We start from the raw sequence: 20,638 nt of genomic DNA, 5'->3' as shown, positions 1-20,638 counted from the left end.
CGGGTATGGAGCACCCGCCTGGCCTCCGTCGTTCGGGTGGGGGTGTGAGCGAGATGTCCGGTTTCGCCTCCCGGCGGTGTGCCGGTGTGCCACCATCGCGGCGTGATTCGCGCTGAACTGGGGTTGGGGATCCTGGGCACGGCACTGTGGGTGTACTGCCTGCTGGACGTGATCATGACCGACGAGAGCCGCATCAGGAACCTGAGCAAGGCGACCTGGGTCTTCGTCGTGCTCGTCACGTCCGTCGTCGGGGCCGTCGCCTGGCTGGTGGCCGGTCGGCCGGAGTCGTCGCCGCGCGGCGGCCTGCCGTACAAGGGGAACCGCGGCACGGCATACCCGGAGTACGACCGGCCGGGACGCGCGGTGGCGACCAACCCGGACGACGACGCCGAGTTCCTGCGCAAGGTCCGCGAACGCGCCGAGGCGCAGATGGCCGAGGCCAGGCGGCAGCGGGCCGAGCGCGAGCGGGCGGAGCGCGAGGCCGTCGAGCGCGAGCGGGCCGCCCGTCGTGCCCGCGAGGAGGAGCTGCAGCGCAGGCGGGGTGAGGCCGCCCGCACCGACCCGACCTCCGAGCCGGACGCCCCGCTCCCCGAGGCCTGACCGCACCGTCCGGGCTCCTCAGGCTCGTCGAGGCCCGAAGGGCCGTCCGGGCTCCTCAGGCTCGTCGAGCCCCGAAGGGCCGTCCGGGCTACTCCTCCTCGTCGAGGTGGTCCTCGGCCTCGTCCTCGGCGTGCTCGTCGTCGCCGAGGCCCTCGAGCCGGTCCTCGTCCGTCTCCGCCCGCAGGGCACCGAGCACCTTGGCATCGATGCCGTCGGGGCTGAGCCGGGTCTCGTAGTTCTCCTCCGACGCCCACGCCGCCAGCGCCTCGGCCGCCGAGCCGCCACTGAACCCGATCGACTCGAGCCGGGCCAGCACCTCGTCGGCGAGCGCGCCCTCGAGCGGCTGCACGTCCTCCGGCGACCCGAACAGCAGGTCGTTGAGCCCCACCAGGCGCGCCAGCTCGCGGGGGGCGTCGGGGTGGTCGTCCACCCGGACGTCGGCGAGCAGCCCGTACTGGTCGTACCCGGCACCCGGCCGCACGGCATACAGCGCAGCGCCCTGCCGCCCACGGCTGTCGCCGCCGGCGTCGTCACCGGCGAGCAGCGCGGCGACGAGGCGGTCGGTGAACGGCCGCCCGGCCGACGCCAGCCACGCGCGTTCCATCGCCTCGACGACCTCGGGGCCCACGAGGATGTTGCCCTGGATCGCGTAGGCGCCGGACCCGTCCCGCCCACTCACGCCGCCGGCCCAGGGCAGGCACGACGGCCCGGTCCAGGTCGCCTGCGAGTCGCGCCCGACCACGCCGAGCTGGCGGTGGTCGCGCTCGTCGTCCGGACCGGTGCAGGCCGCGATGGCGGCCGCCGCGTCCGCACCGGAGGACAGCGCCTCCAGCGCGGTGTCGCGGTAGGACACCCGCGCCATCGCCTGGGTCGCGACGGCGCCGAGGCCGAGCCGCGCGTCCGGGACGACCGCGCCGACGAAGGGGAACTTGCTGGCGACGGCCACCCCGAAGGAGTCGCCGTCCTGGGCCACGATCGAGAAGGTCACCTCCCGGACGCTAGCCGGGCCGGGACGATCCGGCAGGCCGTCCGCTCACCGGTGTCCGGTGCTGGTGGTCGGCATCCGTCACCGGTGTCCGGTGCTGGTGGTCGGCGTCCGGTCACCGGCGTCTGGTCCGGCTCGCGCCCGGGACCTGCGAGAATGTCCCATGGCCGCGCGAACGACCAGTCCCCTGCTCACCTGGACCACCCTCGCGCCGCCCCTGGCGCTCGTGGCGCTGGCCCTCACCTGGGGACGCCACCTCGGCGCGCTGCCGGTCGTCCTCGTGGCGGTCGTCCTCGGCCTCGCGGTCCTCGCCGCCGTCCACCACGCCGAGGTCGTGGCGCACCGCGTCGGGGAGCCGTTCGGCTCCCTCGTGCTGGCCGTCGCCGTGACCATCATCGAGGTGGCGCTCATCGTCACGCTCATGGTCAGCGGCGGCAAGGACACCGACACCCTCGCCCGCGACACCGTCTTCGCGGCCGTGATGATCACCTGCAACGGCATCGTCGGCCTGGCCCTGTTCATGGGGGCGCTGCGGTACCGGCTCATCGCGTTCAACGCCGAGGGCGCCGGCGCCGCGCTCGCCACCGTCACGACGCTCGCGGTGATGACGATGGTCGTCCCCACGTTCACCACCAGCCAGCCGGGGCCCGAGTTCACCAGCAGCCAGCTCGCGTTCGCGGCGGTCGTCTCGCTCGCGCTCTACGGCATGTTCGTGTCGACCCAGACCCGGCGGCACCGAGACTTCTTCCTGCCGGTCGGCAAGGACGGCGAGCCGCTCGACGACGGGCACGCCGACCCGCCGACCGACCGTGAGACCTACGCCTCGCTCGGCCTCCTGCTCGTCTCGCTCGTCGCCGTCGTCGGGCTCGCCAAGGTCGAGTCCCCCGCGATCGAGTCGGGCGTGGCCGCCGCCGGCTTCCCGCAGTCGTTCGTCGGCGTCGTCATTGCGCTGCTCGTGCTGCTGCCCGAGACCCTCGCCGCGGTGCGCGCCGCCCGACGCAACCGGATCCAGATCAGCCTCAACCTCGCCCTCGGGTCGGCCATGGCCAGCATCGGCCTCACCATCCCGGCGATCGCGCTCGCGTCGATCTGGCTCGAGGGCCCACTCGTCCTCGGGCTCGGCGCGACCCAGATGGTGCTGCTCGCCCTGACCGTCGTGGTGAGCGTGCTGACCGTGGTGCCGGGTCGGGCGACGCGGCTGCAGGGCGGGGTGCACCTCGTCCTGCTCGCCGCGTTCGTCTTCCTCGCCATCAACCCCTGAGCCGGGGGCGCGGCACTGCGCGGGCGCTCAGGCGCCCTGGGTCATGGCCTCCGGCGAGCCATCGGTCGCGGCGTCGATCAGCTGGCCGATGACCTCGACCGAGTGCGCGCCCGACAGGGCCACCTTGCGGTTCGCCATGAAGAACGGGACGCCGGTGATGCCGATCTCCGTGGCGGCGCGCTCGTCCTGGCGCACGTGGTCGGCATACTCACGGCTCGCGAGGACCGCCGAGAGGCGACGGCCGTCGAGCCCCGCCTCCGCGCCCAGCCGCTGGAGCGTCTCGATGTCGTCGATCTGCCTGCCCTCGGTGAAGTGGGCGCTGTAGAGCCGCTCGAGCACCGCCGCCTGCAGCGCGTGGCCACCCTGGGCCAGGCCGAGCGCGATGATCCGGTGGGCGTCGAAGGAGTTGGCCCGGCGCTGCTCGTCCACGTTGATCTCGAGGCCGTCGGGGCGGCCGAGCACTGCAGGGCGCTCGGCCATCTCGCGGGCGCCGTCGAGGTCGGTGCCGTAGCGCTCGGCGAGCCAGGACAGCACGAGGCTCCCGTCGCCGACCGGGGCGCCCGGGTCGAGCTCGTACGCGTGGTAGGTCACCGTCACGTCCGCGGGGTGGGCGCTCTCGGCGATCGCCTGCTCGAGCCGGCGCTTGCCGATGTAGCACCAGGGACAGACCACATCGGCCCAGACGTCGATCTCCACAGCAGTCATGGGTCCATTTGAACACGAACGGGATGACGAAGGCCCCGGCCGCAGGAGCGGTCGGGGCCTTCGTCGGGGGCTCGAGCCTCAGGTCACGGGCGGCCGTAGGACACGTTGCCGGACCAGATGGAGCGCTTCTGCACGGTCTCGCCGGTGCGCGGGCTGTCCCACATCATGCCGTTCCCGGCATAGATGCCGACGTGGTAGGCGGGCGAGCCGAAGAAGACGAGGTCGCCGGGCTGCGGGTTCGACACCGGGGTCGCCGCCTGACGCTGCTCCTCCGCGGTGCGCGGCAGGGAGATGCCGACCTGGCGGAAGACCCACTGGGTGAAGCCGGAGCAGTCGAAGCCGGTCGACGGGCTGGTGCCGCCGTACTTGTACGGCAGGCCCTGGTACTGCGCCGCGATGGCGAGGACGCCACCGGCAGCCGGCTGCAGGTTGGTGTAGTCCTTCGTCAGCGGGGCGCGGTCGGTCGATCGGCTCGCGGTCTGGGTGTCCGTCACGCGGACGACCGTCGCCGGCGCGGGGGCCGGCGCAGGCTTCGGCTTGGCCGTGGCCTGGAAGCCGATGACACCGAAGGCGTCGGTGGCCTCGGGGGCGGCCACCTCGGGGGCCTTGACGGCGACGGGCGCCACGGACGCAGCCTGACCGGCAGTCTTGGTCGTGGCGGCCGGGGCAGCCGAGGCCGGGAGCGCGAACGAGGCGACCAGACCACCGGAGGCCGCGATCACGGCAGAGGTCTTGACGGCCGGCTGGGCGGCGGTGGCCACGATGCCGGACAGCTCGGAGACGGGGTTGAAACGACCGGGCGCGCGGTGGCGGCCAGCACTGGGAGAAGCCACGGGATTAACCTCCAGCGCCTACGAGGTGAGCTGTCGGGTTCGGGTGGAGGTAGATCACCCGGTCCTCGTTCGCCCGACCTCGCGGCCGTACTCCCGAGGACTTCACCCCAAGGACCGTCCGGAGACGGCCCACAAGTGGGTCCCCCGCTCCTGCCAAGCGGTGTTCGTTGCTGACCCGGTCGTGGCGGCAGGACTAGGCGTGTCCACATCGGGCCGGATCCTCGGGGGGCTGAGGAACCGTGGGAAACCGTACACAACCCTCTGGCGAAAGTCACGCCACGGTCACGGTCCGTCCAAGAAAGTGCCACACGACGCCAGATGGAGGTCCCGGTCCGTGCTCAGGAGGCCCCCAGTGGCCCCCCGGCGGGCGTCCAGCCGGCGCTCAGACGAGCGCGCCGAACACGTGCTGCGCCACGTCGTCCGGGAGGGACACGCCGGTCGACTCGGGCGCGCCCTCGCGCACCGCCACGACCCGGCCGTCGGCCCGGTGCACGCGCACGCGCTCGCCGGGCAGCAGCCGGGCCACGGTCAGCAGGCTCAGCGCCTCGTGGTCGACCTGCACCGGCTCGCCGATCCGGCGCACGAGCACCGTCTCGGGCTCGGCCCCGGCCAGCTCGGTCAGGGTGTGCAGCCCGGAGCGGAAGTCCTCCGTCGGCTCGGCCTCGCCCAGCTCGTCCAGCCCCGGGATCGGGTTGCCGTACGGCGAGTCGTGGTGGTCCTTGAGCAGGGCCAGGATCTTGCGCTCGACCCGCTCGGACATGACGTGCTCCCAGCGGCAGGCCTCGTCGTGGACGTACTCCCACTCCAGGCCGATGACGTCGATGAGCAGGCGCTCTGCCAGCCGGTGCTTGCGCATGACGCGCGTGGCGAGGCGACGGCCCTCGTCGGTGAGCTGGAGGTGGCGGTCCCCGGCGAGGGTCAGCAGCCCGTCGCGCTGCATGCGGGCGACGGTCTGCGACACGGTCGGACCCGAGTGCGCGAGCCGCTCGGCGATGCGGGCGCGCAGCGGCGGGATGCCCTCTTCCTCGAGCTCGAAGATCGTCTTGAGGTACATCTCGGTGGTGTCGATCAGGTCCGTCACGGGCCCAAGCCTGCCACCTGCGGGCGTCAGCGTGCCCCGGCGTCGCCCCGGCCCGGCTCGAACCGGGCGACCCAGTACCCCAGCCACCCCGTCCCGAGCAGGGTGAGCCCGCCGATCCCGACGCACGCGGCGGCGAGCCCGACCCGGGCGGTGACGGCGCTGATGAGCAGAGGGGCACCGCTGCCGCCGATGACCGACATGAACCGCCAGCCGCCGAGGAACTGCGAGCGCCCGACGCTGGGCGCGGTGTCGGCCCCGAGGGTCATCACGATGCCCGAGCCCAGACCGTTGCCGACTGCGGCGAGCAGGGACGCGCCCAGCACCGTGTATGCCGTGTGGGTCAGGGGCAGCAGCAGGGCCCCCACCCCGAGCAGCACCGCGCACGGCACCGCCACCCAGAACCGGCCGAACCGGTCCATCACCGAGCCCGCCGGGTAGAACAGCAGCATCTCGATGCCCCCCGTGACGCCGAAGATGACGGCCGTCGCCGACGCGGACAGCCCCACGTGGGCGGCCCACAGCGGCACGAGCACGACCCGGGCCGACCGCGCGGCGCCGATGACGAGGATGCCGAGCCCGAGCGTGGCATACGTGCGGCGGTGGGCCCACAGCACCCGGCGGGTGCTCGTCTGCGCCTGCGCGCGCTCCGCCTCCTCGTGGTGGGCCGTGATGTCCGGTGCCCGCCACACGAGCAGACTGGCCGCGAGGCCGGACACCACGGCGACGCCGAACGCCGCCTGGGCGCCCCAGGCCGAGATGACCGGCGCGCCGACGAACGGGCCCACGAACAGGCCGATCCGGTTGACCCCGCCCAGGGTCGACATGGCCCGGGCCCGCATGGAGTACGGCACGGCGTCGATGAGGTACGCCTGCCGCGCCACGAGGAACATCGAGGAGGTGAAGCCCGTCGCGAAGACCGCGACGAACAGCACCGCGACGTTCGGGGCGAGCAGGGCGGCCAGCGAGGCGACGGCGTCGACGGCCCCGGCGGCCAGCAGCGCCCGCCGCTCCCCGATCCGGTGCACCATCGCCCCGGCCGGCACGGCGAAGAACAGCTCGGCCACGAGCGCGGCCCCGGCCGCGAGCGCGGCCACCGACGGGCTGGCGCCCAGGTCCAGGGCGGTGAGCGCCACGACCGGCAGCGTGGCGCCGGCTCCGACCGCCGCGACGACGGTCGGCCCGTAGGCGGGCACGGCGATGCTGCGCAGCCGGAAGCCGGCCTCGGTGCCCGTCGGCGGTGTCCCCATTCCACCCCTCGTTCCGGCCCGCTCCCCGGCGGGTACGTTCGGCACATGGACTTCGTCATCCCCGCCCGGTTCTGCGGGCCGCCCGAGTCGGGCAACGGCGGCTGGACGAGCGGTCACGCCGCGCGCCTCGTCGCGACGACCAGCGACCATCCTGCCGTGACGGTCCGACTCCGCACGCCTCCCCCGCTGGACCGGCCCCTGGCCGTCACGCGCGAGGACGGCGTCGTCCGCGTCAGCGACGGCGACCACCTCGTCCTCGAGGCCTTCGCCGCGGCCCGGCCGAGCGCCGAGGGCGCACCCGCACCCGTCGCGCACGACGTCGCGGTGGCTGCGGGCGACCGGTACGAGGGCGACGTCGACCACCCCTTCCCCACCTGCTTCGCGTGCGGCACGGGGCGCGCACCCGGCGACGGCCTGCGGCTGCGGCCCGGACGCGTCGAGGGCGGGAGTGGCGCGTATGCCGCCGCGTGGACGCCCGGCGACGATGTCGACGTGGAGACGGTGTGGGCCGCGCTGGACTGCCCGGGCGGCTGGTCGTCCGGGTTCGCCGGGCGCCCCATGGTGCTGGGCACGGTGACCGCGGTCGTCGACGAGCTGCCCCGGCCCGGCGTCCCGCACGTCGTCATGGCGTGGCAGCGTGGCGCCGAGGGCCGCAAGACGTTCAGCGGCACCTCCCTGCACGCGCCGGACGGGCGCGTCCTGGGCCGGGCCGAGGCGACATGGATCTCGGTCGACCCGACGGCCGTCCGGCCGGCGGGAGCACTGACGTGAGCACGGACACGGGCAACGTGGAGAGGAATGACGTGACGGACAGCAGGGACGCAGCGACCGAGGGCGCAGCAGCAGAGGGCTCGACGGCGACCACGGGCGACGGCGCGCACCGCGAGGCGACCGGCGAGGCGACCGGCGGGGCGACCGGCCGGCGCCTGGCGGTCGTCACCGGCGCCTCGAGCGGCATCGGCGCCGAGACCGCGCGGCAGCTCGCCGCGGCCGGCTTCGAGGTCGTGGTCGCAGCCCGCCGCGCCGACCGCATCGAGGCCCTGGCGCGGGAGATCGCCGGCCGCGCCGTCGCGTGTGACGTGTCCTCGGCCGACGACGTGGCCCGGCTCGCCGAGGCCGTCGGCCCGCGGCTGGACGTGCTCGTCAACAACGCCGGCGGCGCGCTGGGCCTGGCGCCGGCCGCACAGACCGCCGTCTCGGACTGGCGCGGGATGTACGAGTCCAACGTGATCGGCACCCTCCAGGTCACCCAGGCCCTGCTGGCCGCCCTCGTCGCCTCCGGCGCGGGGACGATCGTCAACGTCGGGTCGATCGCCGGTCGCACGGTCTACGAGGGCGGGTCGGGCTACACCGCCGCGAAGCACGCGGTGGCCGCCCTCACCGAGACGCTGCGGCTCGAGCTCGTCGACCAGCCGGTCCGGGTCACCGAGATCGCGCCGGGCATGGTGCGCACCGAGGAGTTCTCGCTCACCCGGTTCGGGGGCGACCAGGAGCGTGCCGACGCCGTGTATGCCGGGGTGCCCGACCCGCTCGTGGCCGCCGACGTCGCCGAGGCGATCGTCTGGATGGTCGACCGGCCGGCGCACGTGAACATCGACCTGCTCGTCATCAAGCCTCGCCGCCAGGCCGCCTCGTACAAGGTCCACCGGGAATCCTGAGCCCGGCCGGCCGTGCCGGAGCGGCGGCCGCGCCGTGGAGCCGCCGCTCAGCCACCTCCGCCCAGCCGTGCTTGTTCCGTGTTCGCCCAGCGGGAAAACCGTTGCAGGACGCGACCACCCGACATAGCGTTCTGAGCACACGGAAAGGAGGTGGTCCAGGAAGTGATTTCCCATAGGACGCGTGAGGTGGCTGCGCGCTAGCGCACCCTCGACTGCTTCGAGGGCGCGAGAGCGCAATCCCAGCAGTACCACCGCAGCCCGTGGGCCGCGCAGGTCGTCCCCTGCGCACGCCTCGCCGCTCGTCTCGGCAGGCAGGGCCCACGGGCTGTTTCCTGCCCAGCCCCGGTTCCCCTCATGCCAACCCCCAGGTCGCCCCAGACGTCACAAGGGCAAGGGGAACGACAGGAGGCGGGTCATGGGCACCACCGCGAAGACAGACCGACACCAGGTGGCGGGGGTCGCCCTCGCCCTGACCGCAGGGCTCGCCCTGGCTGCGTGCGGTGGCGGTGGTGGCACCTCGGGCGGCTCGTCGAGCTCGAGCAGCTCGAGCGCTGCGCCCACGTCGTCGGGGTCGAGCAGCGCCAGCAGCTCCTCGAGCACCACCTCGACCGGCTCGGCGAGCTCCGGCAGCGGCGCGACGACATCAGCCGCCCGCCGGTGCACGGCCGCCGCCACCAGCACCCGAGCGGTCCCCGAACCCGGCGGCGCAGCAGCAGGCAGCTACGGCGTCGAGCTCGTCACGACCAACACCGGCCGCGTGACCTGCACCCTCGAGGGGTTCCCGGGCGTCTCCCTGAGCGCCTCGGCCACCGGCGCCCAGCTCGGTGCGGCCGCAGACCGCGAGCCGGGGCAGGCGAGCCCGCTCGTGCGGCTGGCGCCCGGCGCCTCGGCCACCGCGATGGTCCGGGTGACCCAGGCCGCCAACTACGGACCGCGCTGCCAGCTGGCCAGGGCCACGGGCCTGCGCGTCTACCTGCCCGGCGACACGGCCGCCCAGTACGCGCCGTACCCGGCCGCGGCGTGCAGCAACAGCGACGTCCACCTGCTGTCGGTGCGCCCGTTCCGCACCTGACTCAGCGCGGAAGGGCCGCGGCCTCCCTGGCGAGCTGCTCGATGCGGGCCCAGTCGCCCTGCGCCACGGCGTCCTTCGGCGTCAGCCAGGACCCGCCGACGCAGCCGACGTTGGACAGGGCCAGCCAGTCGGCCGCCGTCTGCGGCGTGATCCCGCCGGTCGGGCAGAACCGCAGCTGCGGGCAGGGACCGGCCACGGCGGACAGGTAGGGCCGGCCACCGCTCGCCTCCGCGGGGAAGAACTTCTGCACCTCGAGCCCGGCCTCGGCGAGCGTCAGCATCTCGGTGAGCGTGCCGGCGCCCGCCAGCAGCGGGAGCCCGGAGGCGAGCGCTGCCTCGACCAGCCGCGGCGGCGAGCCGGGGGTGACGAGGAACTGCGCGCCAGCGTCGACGACCTGTTGCACCTGCGCGGGGGTGACGACCGTGCCCGCCCCGACGACGATCCCCTCGACCTCGGACGCGACGGCCTCGATCGCGCCGAGCCCGGCCTCGCTGCGCAGCGTGAGCTCGATGACCGGGATGCCGCCGCGGAGCAGGGCGCGGGCCAGCGGCACGGCCTGGGCGACCTCGTCGACGACGACGACCGGGATGACGGGTGCGAGGCCGAGGATGTCGGCCTCCCCCGAGATGACGGGCTTGGTCGTGACGGCGGTCATCGGGACTCCTCCTGCGGCAGGTGCGGGACGACGGGTTCGGGGACGCTGGTCAGGGTGCCGAAGACGTGGGCGCCCTCGTCGGCGCGGCCGACGGCCGAGCGCATCGCACCGAACAGCTCGCGCCCGGTCCCGACACCCTCCTCCGTGACGCGCGGCGCGGGCAGCCGGCTGGCGAACTCGGCCTCGTCGACGAGGACGTCCAGCCGCCCGGTGACCGCGTCCACGCGCACGACGTCGCCGTCGCGCAGCTTGGCGATCGGGCCGGCGTGCACCGACTCCGGGGTGACGTGGATGGCGGCCGGGATCGAGCCCGACGCCCCGCTCATCCGCCCGTCGGTGACCAGCGCGACGGCATACCCGCGCTTCTGGAGCACCCCGAGCGAGGGGGTGAGGGCGTGCAGCTCGGGCATCCCGTTGGCCGACGGGCCCTGCTCGCGCAGGACGACGACGACGTCGCGGTCGAGCTCGCGCCGGGAGAACGCCTGGAGGAACCCGACCTGGTCGGTGAAGACGCGGGCCGGCGCCTCGACGACCCGGTGCTCCTCGGCGAGCGCGGACGTCTTGATGACCGCCTGCCCGAGGGTGCCGCGCAGCAGGCGCAGGCCGCCGTCCGGCTCGAACGGGTCGTGCGCGGGGCGCAGGACGTCGCGGTCGAGCGACTCCTCGGCCGCCTCGACGAACTCCAGCGCCCCGCCCTCGCCGAGGACCGGGCGGCGGGTGTACCGCCGCAGGCCCGGGCCGTCGAGGGTGAGGACGTCCTCGTGGAGCAGCCCGGCGTCGAGCAGCGTGCGCACGAGGAACGGCGTGCCCCCGGCGGCGTGGAAGTGGTTCACGTCGGCGGTGCCGTTGGGGTAGATCCGCGCGACCAGCGGGACGGCCGTCGACAGGTCGTCGAAGTCCTCCCAGCGCAGGTCGATGCCGGCCGCGGCCGCCATGGCGACGAGGTGCATCGTGTGGTTGGTCGAGCCGCCGGTCGCGAGCAGGGCGACGACGCCGTTGACGACCGACTTCTCGTCGACGACCTGGCCGATGCCGTACCGGTCCCCGCCGGCCGCGATCTCGATCACCCGGCGGGTGGTGGCGGCCGTGAGGGCCGCGCGCACCGGGTCGTCCGGGTGGACGAACGCGGCGCCGGGCAGGTGCAGGCCCATGACGTCCATGAGCATCTGGTTGGAGTTCGCGGTGCCGTAGAAGGTGCAGGTGCCGGGCGAGTGGTACGACGCGACCTCGCTGGCGAGCAGCTCGTCGCGGCCGGCCTCGCCGGCGGCGTACGCCTTGCGCGTCTCGGCCTTCTCCGCGTTCGAGCGGCCGCTGGCCATCGGGCCGGCCGGGACGAGCGCGGTCGGCAGGTGGCCGAACGACAGCGCGCCCATGACGAGCCCCGGGACGATCTTGTCGCAGACGCCGAGCAGCAGCGCCGCGTCGAAGACGTCGTGCGACAGGGACACGGCCGTCGACATCGCGATGACGTCGCGGCTGAACAGGCTGAGCTCCATGCCCGCCCGCCCCTGCGTGATGCCGTCGCACATCGCCGGCACCCCACCGGCGACCCGCGCCACGGCACCGAGCTCGCGCGCGGTTGCCTTGATCTCCTGCGGGTAGTGCTCGAACGGCGCGTGCGCCGACAGCATGTCGTTGTACGACGTCACGATGCCGACGCCGACCCCGGTCTCGGCCGACAGGACGGCGCGGTCTGCCCCTCCACAGGCAGCGACGGCGTGGGCGAGGTTGGAGCAGCCCAGGTCGGTGCGCGCGGGGCGCAGGCTCAGCTCGGAGGCGGCGCGGGAGATGCGCTGCAGGTATGCCGTGCGGCTCGCGCGGCTGCGTTCGGTCACCCGGGCGGTGACGTCGGCGACGACGGGGTGGACGGCGGCCATGGGTCTCCTGGCGGTCGACGGTCTGTGACGGACCGCGGACGACGACTCTGGCGCCTGCGTTGTGACGTGCGTCACCAGTGTGCGGACAGGAGCCGGGAGGGGGCAGGGTCGTCCCGGCATACGGACGGGTAGGGCCGCAGAGTGGACAGGTCGTGCTCGGCCGGTCCACTCCGGCGGAGGACCGTCGGCCGCGGGCAGGGACGGGGGCTCGGGCGTCAGGGCTGGCGGCGCCAGAGGCGCCAGGCGCCCGTGTCGTCGAGGTCGCCGTCGCCCACGCGGGTGAAGACGAGCCGGTCGTGCAGCCGGTTGCGGCGGCCGCCCCAGAACTCGACCTCGTCGCAGGCGACGCGGTAGCCGCCCCAGAAGTCGGGGACGGGCACGTCGTCGGGGTTCCCGTGGTCGGGCCACTGCGCGGCATACCGCTCGTAGGCCTCCTCCAGCTGGGCCCGCCCCTCGACCGGGCGCGACTGCTGCGAGGCCCACGCGGAGATCCGCGACGCCCACGGCCGTGACCCGAAGTAGCCGGCCACCTCGTCGCGGTCCAGCGGCTGCGCGTGCCCGCGGAAGCGGATGGCGCGGTACATCGCCGGCCAGGTCAGGGCGGCGGCGATCCCGCCGGACGCGGCGATCTCGACGCCCTTGGACGACTCGGTGTTGGTGACGAAGCCCGGGCCGCGCTCGTCGAAGAACCGCATGAGGACGGTGCGGACGTTCGGCAGGCCGTCTGCGTCGACCGTGGCGACGGAGATGGCGAGCGGCTCCGGGACGTCGGCCTGGGCGTCGGCGCGGGTCAGCGCGTCGTCGACCCAGCGCCGGGCCTGCTGCCACGGCGTCGGCGCCACCTCGTCCTCCGAGATGCCCGTCCCGACGTAGTCCACGCGCCGCACATCGTCCATGGCGGCAGCGTATTGCGCGCCCGCCACCGCCACCGGCGGACCCGTCCGGACCGGCTTAGGCTGGAACCCGAGGAGAGCCGGCGACCCGCGCCAGGGGTCGGCGGCCACGAGGACGCAGGGCGTCAGGGAGGCAGCATGCCGGACAGGGGTCGCGCCGTCGGCCGGGTCGTGAAGTGGGGCGTCAAGTACGGCCCCCACGTCGTCGTCCTCGCCCAGCAGGCCAAGGAGCCGGCGATGAAGGCCGCCCAGACCGTGCTGGACCGCCAGCGGGCGAAGCGACGCGCGCTCGAGCACGCCGCCACGCTGCGCGAGGGGACGGTGCTCAAGACGTTCGACCCGGCGGCCGACCACGGCGAGCCCGTCTGGGTCGTGTTCACCGGCGACGAGCCGGTCGCCGCGCACCCGGCCACCACCACGCCGCTGGCCCAGCTCGTCGCGCACAGCGACCTCTCCACCCGGGTGCGCCCGGCTGACCTGCCGACGCCCGTCGAGCGGGTCAAGGCCCTGCCGCGGTCGGTGCGCGGGCGCGGTACCGGCGCAGGGCGGCGCGCATGACGCTCCTCGAGCCGATCACCTCCGGGGCGCGGCGCGGGCTCGGCCGCGCCCTGCGCTCGCGCGTCGCCGGGGAGGACGCGCAGACGAAGGCCGCCCGGATCTGGCAGTCCGAGGGCGAGCGCTGGTTCGGCCCGGACGACCCGGTCTGGCGCGTGCATGCGGACGCAGCCATGTTCCCCGGAGGCATCCGGGCGCTGCTGCTGCAGTCCCTGCACCCGCTGGCGATGGCCGGCGTGGCGGCACACTCCGGCTACAAGGGCGACCCGTGGGGCCGGCTGCAGCGCACGAGCGAGTTCCTCGCCACGACGACGTTCGGCACGATCGAGCACGCGCAGGAGGCCATCGCCCGGGTCCGTTCCATCCACGAGCGGGTGCGCGGCACGGCCCCCGACGGCCGGCCGTATGCCGCGAGCGACCCGCACCTGCTGCTGTGGGTCCACGTCACGGAGGCCGACTCCTTCCTGACCTCCTTCCAGCGGTATGCCCGCGAGCCGCTGAGCGACGCCGAGGCCGACACCTACGTCGAGCAGGTGGCCGTCGTCGCGCGGCAGCTCGGGGTCGTCGACCCGCCGACCACGGTGGCCGGCCTGCGCGCCACGATCGAGGACTTCCGCCCGGAGCTGGCAGGGACGCCCGCCGCCCGGGAGGCCGCGCGCTTCCTCCTCGTGAACCCACCGCTGCCGCCGGCCGCCCGGCCCGGGTATGCCGCGCTCGCCGCCGGGGCCGTGGCCATGCTGCCGCGCTGGGCCCGCCGGCCGCTGCGGCTGCCCTGGCTGCCGGTGACCGAGCACGTCGTCGGTCGTCCGCTGGGCGGGGCCGCGACCGCCGTCGTGCGCTGGGCGATGCACGCCGAGGACCCGCGCCAGGTGTCCTAGCCCGGCTCGGGTGGTCCCCCCGCCCGGACGCTGCAAGGGTGGCGCTGTGGAGAGCGTCGACGCAGTGGTCATCGGAGCGGGACACCACGGCCTCGTGGCCGCGTCGGTGCTCGCCGACGCCGGGTGGGACGTCCTCGTCCTGGAACGCCGCGACACCGTGGGGGGCGCTGTCGCCTCCGTCGAGCGCGACGGCTGGGTGATGGACGAGTTCAGCTCGTGCCACCCGCTGGCCGCGATCTCACCCGTCATCCGCGGCCTCGACCTCGAGTCGCACGGCCTGCGCTGGAGCCGGGTGGACCGCGTCGTCGCCCACGCCGGCACCCCGGAGGACCCGAGGGGCGCGCTGATCCACCGCGACCCGGCCGTCACCGCCCGTGGCCTGGCGGTCGACCACCCGGGCGACGAGCAGGCCTGGCACGACCTCGTCGGCTTCTGGCACGACATCCGGGACCCGTTCATCGACGCTTTGCTCACCCGGTGGCCGCCGGTGCGTGCGGGCGGTCGGCTCGTGCGGTCCGTGGGGGCGCGCGACGTCCTGCGGCTGGCACGCGAGTTCCTGCTGCCGCTCAACCGGTTCGCGGTCGAACGCTTCGAGGGCGAGCAGGCCCGCATGCTCCTGGCGGGCAACGCCGCCCACGCCGACATCCCCTCCGAGGCACCCGGCAGCGGGCTGTTCGGCCTGATCATGGCGATGCTGGCGCAGGACGTGGGCTTCCCGTCCCCGGTCGGCGGCACCGGGCGACTTGCGCAGGCGATGCGGAGCCGGGCCGAGACCGCGGGTGCGCGGGTCGACACGGGCGTCACGGTGAGCCGCGTCGTGACCTCGGGCGGCAGGGCCGTCGGTGTCGAGACGGCGGACGGCCGGCGGGTCAGGGCGCGGCGGGCCGTCATCGCGGACACCACGGCTCCCGCGCTCTACCGGAGCCTGCTGCCGGCGGACAGCGTCCCGGCCCGGCTGCTGCAGGACCTCGACCACTTCGAGTGGGACCTGCCCACGGTCAAGGTCAACCTGCGCCTGTCGGCTCCGCTGCCCTGGACGGCGGAGTCGGCGCGGGGCGCCGGGGTCGTGCACGTCGGCCACGACCGGCAGGGCCTCATGCACTGGGAGGCGGACCTGGCCGGCGGCACGGTGCCGGAGAAGCCGTTCGCCCTCCTCGGGCAGATGACGACGACGGACCCCACCCGCTCGCCCGACGGCACCGAGACGGTCTGGATGTACTCGCACCTGCCGCGCGGCGTCAGCGACGACGCGAGCGGGGCGCTGCTCGCCGACCGGATGGACGAGATGCTCGACGCGTTCGCGCCGGGGTGGCGCGAGCACCTGGTCGAGCGGTGGGTGCAGCTCCCGTCCGACCTGCAGGGGGCGGACCCGAACCTCGTGGGCGGGGCCGTGGCCGGTGGGACGAACCAGCTGTTCCAGCAGCTGGTGTTCCGGCCGGTGCCGGGGCTCGGCGGCCCGCGGACGCCGGTGGACGGCCTCTACCTCGGGAGCGCGTCGGCGCACCCGGGCGGGGGCGTGCACGGCGCGTGCGGCTACCTCGCCGCGCGCGCAGCGCTCACCGACTCGGCCTGGTGGGGCAGGCCGAGGCACCGGCTCGAGCTGGCGGCGCTGCACTGGCTCTACCGCTGAACCGGCAGCACCACCTCAGCGCTCGCCCGCGCGGCCCTCGGCGATCAGGGCGAGCCTGCGCAGCCCCTCGGTGTTGCGCCACGCGATCAACGGGTCGACGACGCGGTCCGGCAACGTGGCCCCGGGCCCGCGGACGATGGTCTCGTCCATCGTGATGAGCGAGCCGTCACCGTCGTCGTCGACCCGCATGACGACGAGCGCCTCACCGAGCGGGCGACCCTTGGCCTGGAGGGTGAGCTCGGTCGGCGCGTGCGACTCGACCACCTCGGTGTGGTCGTCGAGCAGCAGGGGCCAGGCTCCCACCGAGTGGTGGATCCGCGCGCCCGCCCGCGGCCAGGAGCCCTCGACATCGCGCAGCCGTGAGGCGCCCACCACCCAGCTCGGGTACATCCACGGGTCGGCCAGCACCTGCCACACCACGCTGCCGGGCGCCTTGCACCGTCGGCTCACCGTCGCCACGTCCTACTCCTGCCCTCGACTGCCCGGTCCTCCTCGAGCATGCCGCAGCAGCCACGGCACGTCGCCTCGAGCTGCAACGCGCCAGCGGCCTGCACCCGGTTCGCGAGGTCTCCGCGCGTCCCACGTCCCTGATCGGCCAGCTCGATCAGGGACGTGGGACCGGCGTCACGGCGTCGGCCGGCGCGCGTCGTACCGGACGAAGCCCGGCTGCAGCCGCGCCAGCACGCCCATCGCCAGCACGCACGCGATCCCGCCGAACAGCGCCATCCGCCCCTCCCCGATCCGCGACGCAACGACGCCACCGGCCAGCTCCCCCAGCCGTGGGCCGCCCGCCACGACGACGATGAAGACGCCCTGCAGCCGGCCGCGCAGGTAGTCCGGCGTCGCCGCCTGGAGGATCGTCGTGCGGAACACGGCGCTCACCGAGTCCGAGGCGCCGGCGACCGCCATGGCGACCAGGCCGGCATACAGGGCGTGCGAGCGGGACAGCGCGCCACCGGCGGCGAGCATGGAGACCCCGAAGCCGGCGATCGCCGCTCCCCACCCGACGATGGCGACGAGGATGGCAGCCCCCTGGCGGCGCACGTGCCCGAGCCGGCCGGAGAAGAACATGGCGAGGATGCCGCCGACCGCGGCCGCCGCCGACAGCGCGCCCACCGTCTTGGCGCCGCCGCCGAAGATCACCGCACCCGCTGCGGGGAACAGCACCCGCGGCTGGGCGAGGAACATCGCGGCGATGTCCGCGATGAACGTCATCCGGACGTTCGGGCGCGTGGCGAGGAAGGCGAACCCGTCGAGCACCGACCGCAGGCCCGGCCGGGTCGTCGGCGGACCGTCCTCGCCGTGGTCCGGCGGGAGCGGTGGCAGCGTGGACAGTCCCCACAGAGCCGCGGTCGTGATCACCGCGTCGACGGTGTACGCCGTGCGGAAGCCGCCCCAGTCGACGAGCACGCCCGCGAGCAGCGGGCCGACGGTGAGCGAGGCGTTCATGGCGAAGACCGACAGGGCGTTGGCGGCAGGGAGCAGGTCGCGGTCGAGGATGCGCGGGTAGATCGAGGTCCGCGCAGGTGAGGTGACGGCGAAGGCGCCGTTCCACACGGCCACGAGCGCGTAGAGCACGCTCACGTGGGTGTTGCCGAGCCAGGCCTGGACCGCGCAGGCCACGCTGGTGAGGAACGCGACGGACTGCGCGACCAGCCCGACCCGCCGCCGGTCGAAGTGGTCGATGAGCGCGCCGCCGTACAGCCCCATGACGACGAGCGGGACGAGCGCGCACAGCCCGACGACGCCGACCGCCGCGGTCGAGCGGGTGAGGTCGTAGACCTGCAGCCCGACCGCGACGACCGCGAGCTGCGAGCCGACGTTCGAGAGCGTGAAGCCGGTGTAGAGGCGCCGGTATGCCGGGTTGGCCCGCAGCGGGGTCAGGTCCAGGAGCAACGGCACGGGATGGAGCGTATGCCGCGGCACCGGTTCCGCCGTTGCCGGGCGCCGCCCGCACCGATTCCGTACGGTGGCGGGGTGGACGCCAAGCCCCGGATCGCCCTGCTCATCGACGCCGACAACGCCTCGGCCAAGCGGATCGACCTGATCCTCAACGAGCTGTCGAACTTCGGCGAGACCAACATCCGCCGCGCGTACGGCAACTGGACCAAGCCCGAGCTCGCCGGCTGGACCGCCGTGCTCAGCGACAACGCGATCCGGCCCGTGCAGCAGTTCGACCAGACCAAGGGCAAGAACGCCAGCGACATGGCGCTGGTCATCGACGCGATGACGCTGCTCTACACCGACGCCCCGGACGCGTTCGCGATCGCCTCCTCCGACGCAGACTTCACCCCGCTCGTGATGCACCTGCGCGAGAAGGGCGCCGCCGTCTACGGGTTCGGCGACCGCAAGACGCCGATGCCGTTCCAGAACGCCTGCACCCGGTTCCTCGTGCTCGACCAGCTGCGCGACGCCCAGGAGGAGCCCGACACCGAGGAGGCGCCGACGACCCGGCTGCGCGCCACGACCCAGGAGCTCAAGCAGGACACCAAGCTGGTCGCCCTGCTGCGGCGGGCGGTGCAGAACGCCGCCGACGACGACGGCTGGGCCGGCGTCGGCGCGGTCGGCAACCTCATCGCGAACCAGTCGTCGTTCGACTCGCGCAACTACGGCTACGCCAAGCTCACCGCGCTCATCAAGGCCACCGAGCTGTTCGAGATGCGCGACGAGGGCAAGCCCACCCTCGCCGTCCGGGACAAGCGCGTCGCCGGCGGGTCCGGTGGCGGCGGCTCGAGCCGGAACCGCTAGCCCGCGACCACGGCAACCGGCCTTCGCGCCAGCTGGAACCGCTAGTCCGCGACCACGATCCCCAGCTCCGCCGCCAGCGCGGGCGCGAGGCCGATGAGCTGCAGCCGTGACACCGTCGCGCCGCGCAGGCCGGCCAGCCCGCGAGGGCCCGCCACGTCGGCGCCGGACAGGTCGACGTCCTTCATCCGCGCCCGGCCGAAGTCCGGCGCGACCAGCCGCGACCCGGCGAAGTCGACCTTCTCCAGCGTCGCCTCGGCGAGGTCGGGCTCGACGAGCTGGCAGTCCACGAACGCGCACTCGGCCAGCCGCGCACCCCTCAGGTTGAGGAACTCGATCTTGCAGCCCTCGAACCGCACCCGGCGCAGCTCCGCACCGAACAGCTGGACCGCACCCAGCCGCGCCCCCTGCACGACGCAGTCGAGCCACGTCGACTCGGCGAGGTCGACGCCCGCGCCGTGCACGGCATACAGGCCGGTGTCGGCGAACCGCGCCCGCGGCGCCGAGAGCTCGGTGAGGTCGCACCGCTGGAAGGTGCACTCGAGGAACCGGGCGTTGCCCGCGGAGGAGCCGGAGAGGTCGCCGGTGAGGACCTCGCCGTCGAGGTCGGCTTCGGGTCGCAGCATGCCGCCATCGTGGACCACCCCTCGGACAGGGTGCTGCGGACGTCGCCGGGTCCGGCGCTACGGTGCAGAATGAACCCGCCAGTAACGAGCCGGGCCGCCCGAACGAGTGGGCGGCCCCACCAGCGACCGGCCAGCGCACCCGCTGGCCGTCTCGAGCCGAGAGGACGCCGATGTCCGACAGCGACTTCAAGCCCGGCCTCGAGGGTGTCATCGCCTTCGAGTCCGCGATCGCCGAACCCGACAAGGAAGGCGGGGCGCTGCGGTACCGCGGCGTCGACATCAAGGACCTCGTCGGACGGGTCAGCTTCGGCCAGGTCTGGGGGCTGCTCGTCGACAACGAGTTCGACCCGGGCCTGCCGCCGGCGGAGCCGTTCCCGCTGCCGGTGCACACCGGCGACATCCGGGTCGACGCGCAGTCGGCGCTGGCGCAGCTCGCGCCGGTGTGGGGCTTCAAGCCGCTGCTCGACGTCAGCGACGAGGAGGCGCGCGAGCAGCTCGCCCGCGCCTCGGTCATGACGCTGTCGTTCATCGCGCAGTCCGCCCACGGCCAGGACACCCCGATGGTGCCGCAGAGCCGGGTCGACGAGGGCAAGACCATCGTCGAGCGGTTCATGATCCGCTGGCGCGGCGAGCCGGACCCCAAGCACGTCGAGGCGATCGACGCGTACTTCATCTCCGCGGCCGAGCACGGCATGAACGCCTCGACGTTCACGGCCCGCGTCATCGCGTCCACCGGCGCCGACGTCGCAGCCTGCCTGTCGGGCGCGATCGGAGCACTGTCGGGCCCGCTGCACGGTGGCGCCCCCTCTCGCGCGCAGCACATGATCGAGGGTGTCGAGCGCACCGGCGACGCCACGGCCTACGTCCAGGGCGTGCTCGACCGCGGCGAGCGTCTCATGGGCTTCGGCCACCGGGTCTACCGGGCGTACGACCCGCGCGCGGCCGTCCTGCGCGACACCTGCCAGCGCCTCGGCGCGCCCCGCTACGAGGTCGCCCTCGAGCTGGAGAAGGCCGCCATCGCCGCCCTCGCCGAGCGCCACCCCGAGCGCAAGATGGAGACCAACGTCGACTACTGGGCCGCGGTCCTGCTCGACTTCGCCGAGGTCCCCGGCAACATGATGACGCCGCTGTTCGCCTCCGCCCGCACGGCCGGCTGGGCGGCGCACATCCTCGAGCAGAAGAAGACGGGCCGCCTCATCCGCCCGTCCTCGCGCTACGTCGGCGAGGGCCCGCGCGGCCTCGAGGACGTGGCCGGCTACAAGGGCTGAGCCGAGGGAGCGCGCCCCGCACCGTCGGGGACGGCCCCACGAGCACGAGGTGGGGGGCGGGGGCCGGGG

The 20,638-nt window shown here is 74.3% G+C and carries 21 protein-coding genes and 1 riboswitch; of the genes, 10 read left to right on the top strand and 11 right to left on the bottom strand.

The features are described from left to right. Window positions 1–102: 102 nt before the first annotated feature. Complete coding sequence (locus ACFUC1_RS10695) at window positions 103–600, top strand: PLDc N-terminal domain-containing protein (RefSeq protein WP_379119470.1); 498 nt, start codon at window positions 103–105, stop codon at window positions 598–600. Between the two features lie 88 nt (window positions 601–688). On the opposite strand, the gene ACFUC1_RS10690 is transcribed toward ACFUC1_RS10695, so the two are convergent. After that, window positions 689–1,588: a DUF1028 domain-containing protein gene (locus ACFUC1_RS10690; protein WP_379119468.1), complete on the bottom strand. Its 900-nt coding sequence runs from the start codon at window positions 1,586–1,588 to the stop codon at window positions 689–691. A 160-nt stretch (window positions 1,589–1,748) separates the two neighbouring features. Between ACFUC1_RS10690 and ACFUC1_RS10685 the strand changes: the two genes are divergently transcribed. Next, entirely contained in the window at window positions 1,749–2,846 is a 1,098-nt protein-coding gene (locus ACFUC1_RS10685; protein ID WP_379119466.1) for a calcium:proton antiporter, read from the top strand. Between the two features lie 27 nt (window positions 2,847–2,873). Here ACFUC1_RS10685 and ACFUC1_RS10680 read toward each other — a convergent pair whose 3' ends face one another. The 4 genes from ACFUC1_RS10680 to ACFUC1_RS10665 all read right to left on the bottom strand — a co-directional run bounded on the left by ACFUC1_RS10680 (window position 2,874) and on the right by ACFUC1_RS10665 (window position 6,712). Continuing rightward, window positions 2,874–3,551, bottom strand: coding sequence for a DsbA family oxidoreductase (locus ACFUC1_RS10680; protein ID WP_379119464.1), 678 nt, complete (start codon window positions 3,549–3,551; stop codon window positions 2,874–2,876). Between the two features lie 83 nt (window positions 3,552–3,634). Beyond that, entirely contained in the window at window positions 3,635–4,384 is a 750-nt protein-coding gene (locus ACFUC1_RS10675) for a C40 family peptidase (protein ID WP_379119462.1), read from the bottom strand. Between the two features lie 4 nt (window positions 4,385–4,388). Next, a riboswitch (cyclic di-AMP (ydaO/yuaA leader) is annotated at window positions 4,389–4,594 on the bottom strand. Window positions 4,595–4,766: 172 nt separating this feature from the next. Next, window positions 4,767–5,465, bottom strand: coding sequence for a metal-dependent transcriptional regulator (locus tag ACFUC1_RS10670; protein ID WP_379119459.1), 699 nt, complete (start codon window positions 5,463–5,465; stop codon window positions 4,767–4,769). 26 nt (window positions 5,466–5,491) lie between these two features. After that, window positions 5,492–6,712, bottom strand: coding sequence for an MFS transporter (locus tag ACFUC1_RS10665; protein ID WP_379119457.1), 1,221 nt, complete (start codon window positions 6,710–6,712; stop codon window positions 5,492–5,494). Between the two features lie 45 nt (window positions 6,713–6,757). Between ACFUC1_RS10665 and ACFUC1_RS10660 the strand changes: the two genes are divergently transcribed. The 3 genes from ACFUC1_RS10660 to ACFUC1_RS10650 all read left to right on the top strand — a co-directional run bounded on the left by ACFUC1_RS10660 (window position 6,758) and on the right by ACFUC1_RS10650 (window position 9,442). Then, complete coding sequence (locus ACFUC1_RS10660; RefSeq protein ID WP_379119455.1) at window positions 6,758–7,483, top strand: hypothetical protein; 726 nt, start codon at window positions 6,758–6,760, stop codon at window positions 7,481–7,483. Next, complete coding sequence (locus tag ACFUC1_RS10655; RefSeq protein ID WP_379119453.1) at window positions 7,480–8,370, top strand: SDR family NAD(P)-dependent oxidoreductase; 891 nt, start codon at window positions 7,480–7,482, stop codon at window positions 8,368–8,370. Before ACFUC1_RS10660 ends, ACFUC1_RS10655 begins: the two co-directional genes overlap by 4 nt. Window positions 8,371–8,785: 415 nt before the next feature. Beyond that, window positions 8,786–9,442 (top strand): DUF4232 domain-containing protein, encoded by a 657-nt coding sequence (locus ACFUC1_RS10650; protein ID WP_379119451.1) that lies wholly within the window; start codon window positions 8,786–8,788, stop codon window positions 9,440–9,442. A 1-nt stretch (window position 9,443) separates the two neighbouring features. On the opposite strand, the gene eda is transcribed toward ACFUC1_RS10650, so the two are convergent. From eda to pdxH, 3 genes are all read right to left on the bottom strand, one after another. Then, entirely contained in the window at window positions 9,444–10,097 is a 654-nt protein-coding gene (gene eda / locus ACFUC1_RS10645; protein WP_379119449.1) for a bifunctional 4-hydroxy-2-oxoglutarate aldolase/2-dehydro-3-deoxy-phosphogluconate aldolase, read from the bottom strand. Then, complete coding sequence (gene edd, locus ACFUC1_RS10640; RefSeq protein ID WP_379119447.1) at window positions 10,094–11,974, bottom strand: phosphogluconate dehydratase; 1,881 nt, start codon at window positions 11,972–11,974, stop codon at window positions 10,094–10,096. The genes eda and edd overlap by 4 nt, the downstream gene beginning before the upstream one ends. Before the next feature lie 215 nt (window positions 11,975–12,189). Further along, window positions 12,190–12,870, bottom strand: a complete 681-nt coding sequence (gene pdxH, locus ACFUC1_RS10635) for a pyridoxamine 5'-phosphate oxidase (RefSeq protein ID WP_379119445.1) — start codon at window positions 12,868–12,870, stop codon at window positions 12,190–12,192. Window positions 12,871–13,005: 135 nt separating this feature from the next. On the opposite strand from pdxH, the gene ACFUC1_RS10630 reads away from it, so the two are divergent. From ACFUC1_RS10630 to ACFUC1_RS10620, 3 genes are read left to right on the top strand one after another with little or no spacing between them, the layout of a single operon-like run. After that, window positions 13,006–13,425, top strand: a complete 420-nt coding sequence (locus ACFUC1_RS10630; RefSeq protein WP_379119443.1) for a hypothetical protein — start codon at window positions 13,006–13,008, stop codon at window positions 13,423–13,425. Further along, entirely contained in the window at window positions 13,422–14,300 is an 879-nt protein-coding gene (locus ACFUC1_RS10625; protein WP_379119441.1) for an oxygenase MpaB family protein, read from the top strand. The genes ACFUC1_RS10630 and ACFUC1_RS10625 overlap by 4 nt, the downstream gene beginning before the upstream one ends. A 46-nt stretch (window positions 14,301–14,346) precedes the next feature. After that, window positions 14,347–15,930 (top strand): phytoene desaturase family protein, encoded by a 1,584-nt coding sequence (locus tag ACFUC1_RS10620; protein WP_379119439.1) that lies wholly within the window; start codon window positions 14,347–14,349, stop codon window positions 15,928–15,930. Window positions 15,931–15,945: 15 nt separating this feature from the next. On the opposite strand, the gene ACFUC1_RS10615 is transcribed toward ACFUC1_RS10620, so the two are convergent. Together ACFUC1_RS10615 and ACFUC1_RS10610 are read right to left on the bottom strand one after the other, a co-directional pair. Beyond that, window positions 15,946–16,389, bottom strand: coding sequence for an SRPBCC family protein (locus ACFUC1_RS10615; protein WP_379119437.1), 444 nt, complete (start codon window positions 16,387–16,389; stop codon window positions 15,946–15,948). Between the two features lie 165 nt (window positions 16,390–16,554). Further along, the gene (locus ACFUC1_RS10610) at window positions 16,555–17,832 is read right to left on the bottom strand and encodes an MFS transporter (RefSeq protein ID WP_379119435.1); all 1,278 of its coding nucleotides are present in this window, start codon (window positions 17,830–17,832) and stop codon (window positions 16,555–16,557) included. A gap of 75 nt (window positions 17,833–17,907) precedes the next feature. Here ACFUC1_RS10610 and ACFUC1_RS10605 point away from each other — a divergent pair, with 75 nt between their 5' ends. Continuing rightward, window positions 17,908–18,678, top strand: a complete 771-nt coding sequence (locus ACFUC1_RS10605) for an NYN domain-containing protein (RefSeq protein WP_379119433.1) — start codon at window positions 17,908–17,910, stop codon at window positions 18,676–18,678. Window positions 18,679–18,719: 41 nt separating this feature from the next. On the opposite strand, the gene ACFUC1_RS10600 is transcribed toward ACFUC1_RS10605, so the two are convergent. Continuing rightward, entirely contained in the window at window positions 18,720–19,301 is a 582-nt protein-coding gene (locus tag ACFUC1_RS10600) for a pentapeptide repeat-containing protein (protein ID WP_379119431.1), read from the bottom strand. A 170-nt stretch (window positions 19,302–19,471) separates the two neighbouring features. Between ACFUC1_RS10600 and ACFUC1_RS10595 the strand changes: the two genes are divergently transcribed. Further along, window positions 19,472–20,569, top strand: a complete 1,098-nt coding sequence (locus ACFUC1_RS10595) for a citrate synthase 2 (RefSeq protein ID WP_379119429.1) — start codon at window positions 19,472–19,474, stop codon at window positions 20,567–20,569. Window positions 20,570–20,638 lie beyond the last annotated feature (69 nt).

It is taken from the genome of Pedococcus sp. NPDC057267 (assembly GCF_042668795.1).
Taxonomy (GTDB): Bacteria; Actinomycetota; Actinomycetes; order Actinomycetales; family Dermatophilaceae; genus Pedococcus.
The sequence above is the reverse complement of the archived record's forward strand: the minus strand, read 5'-3'. Positions and strand labels throughout refer to the sequence as shown.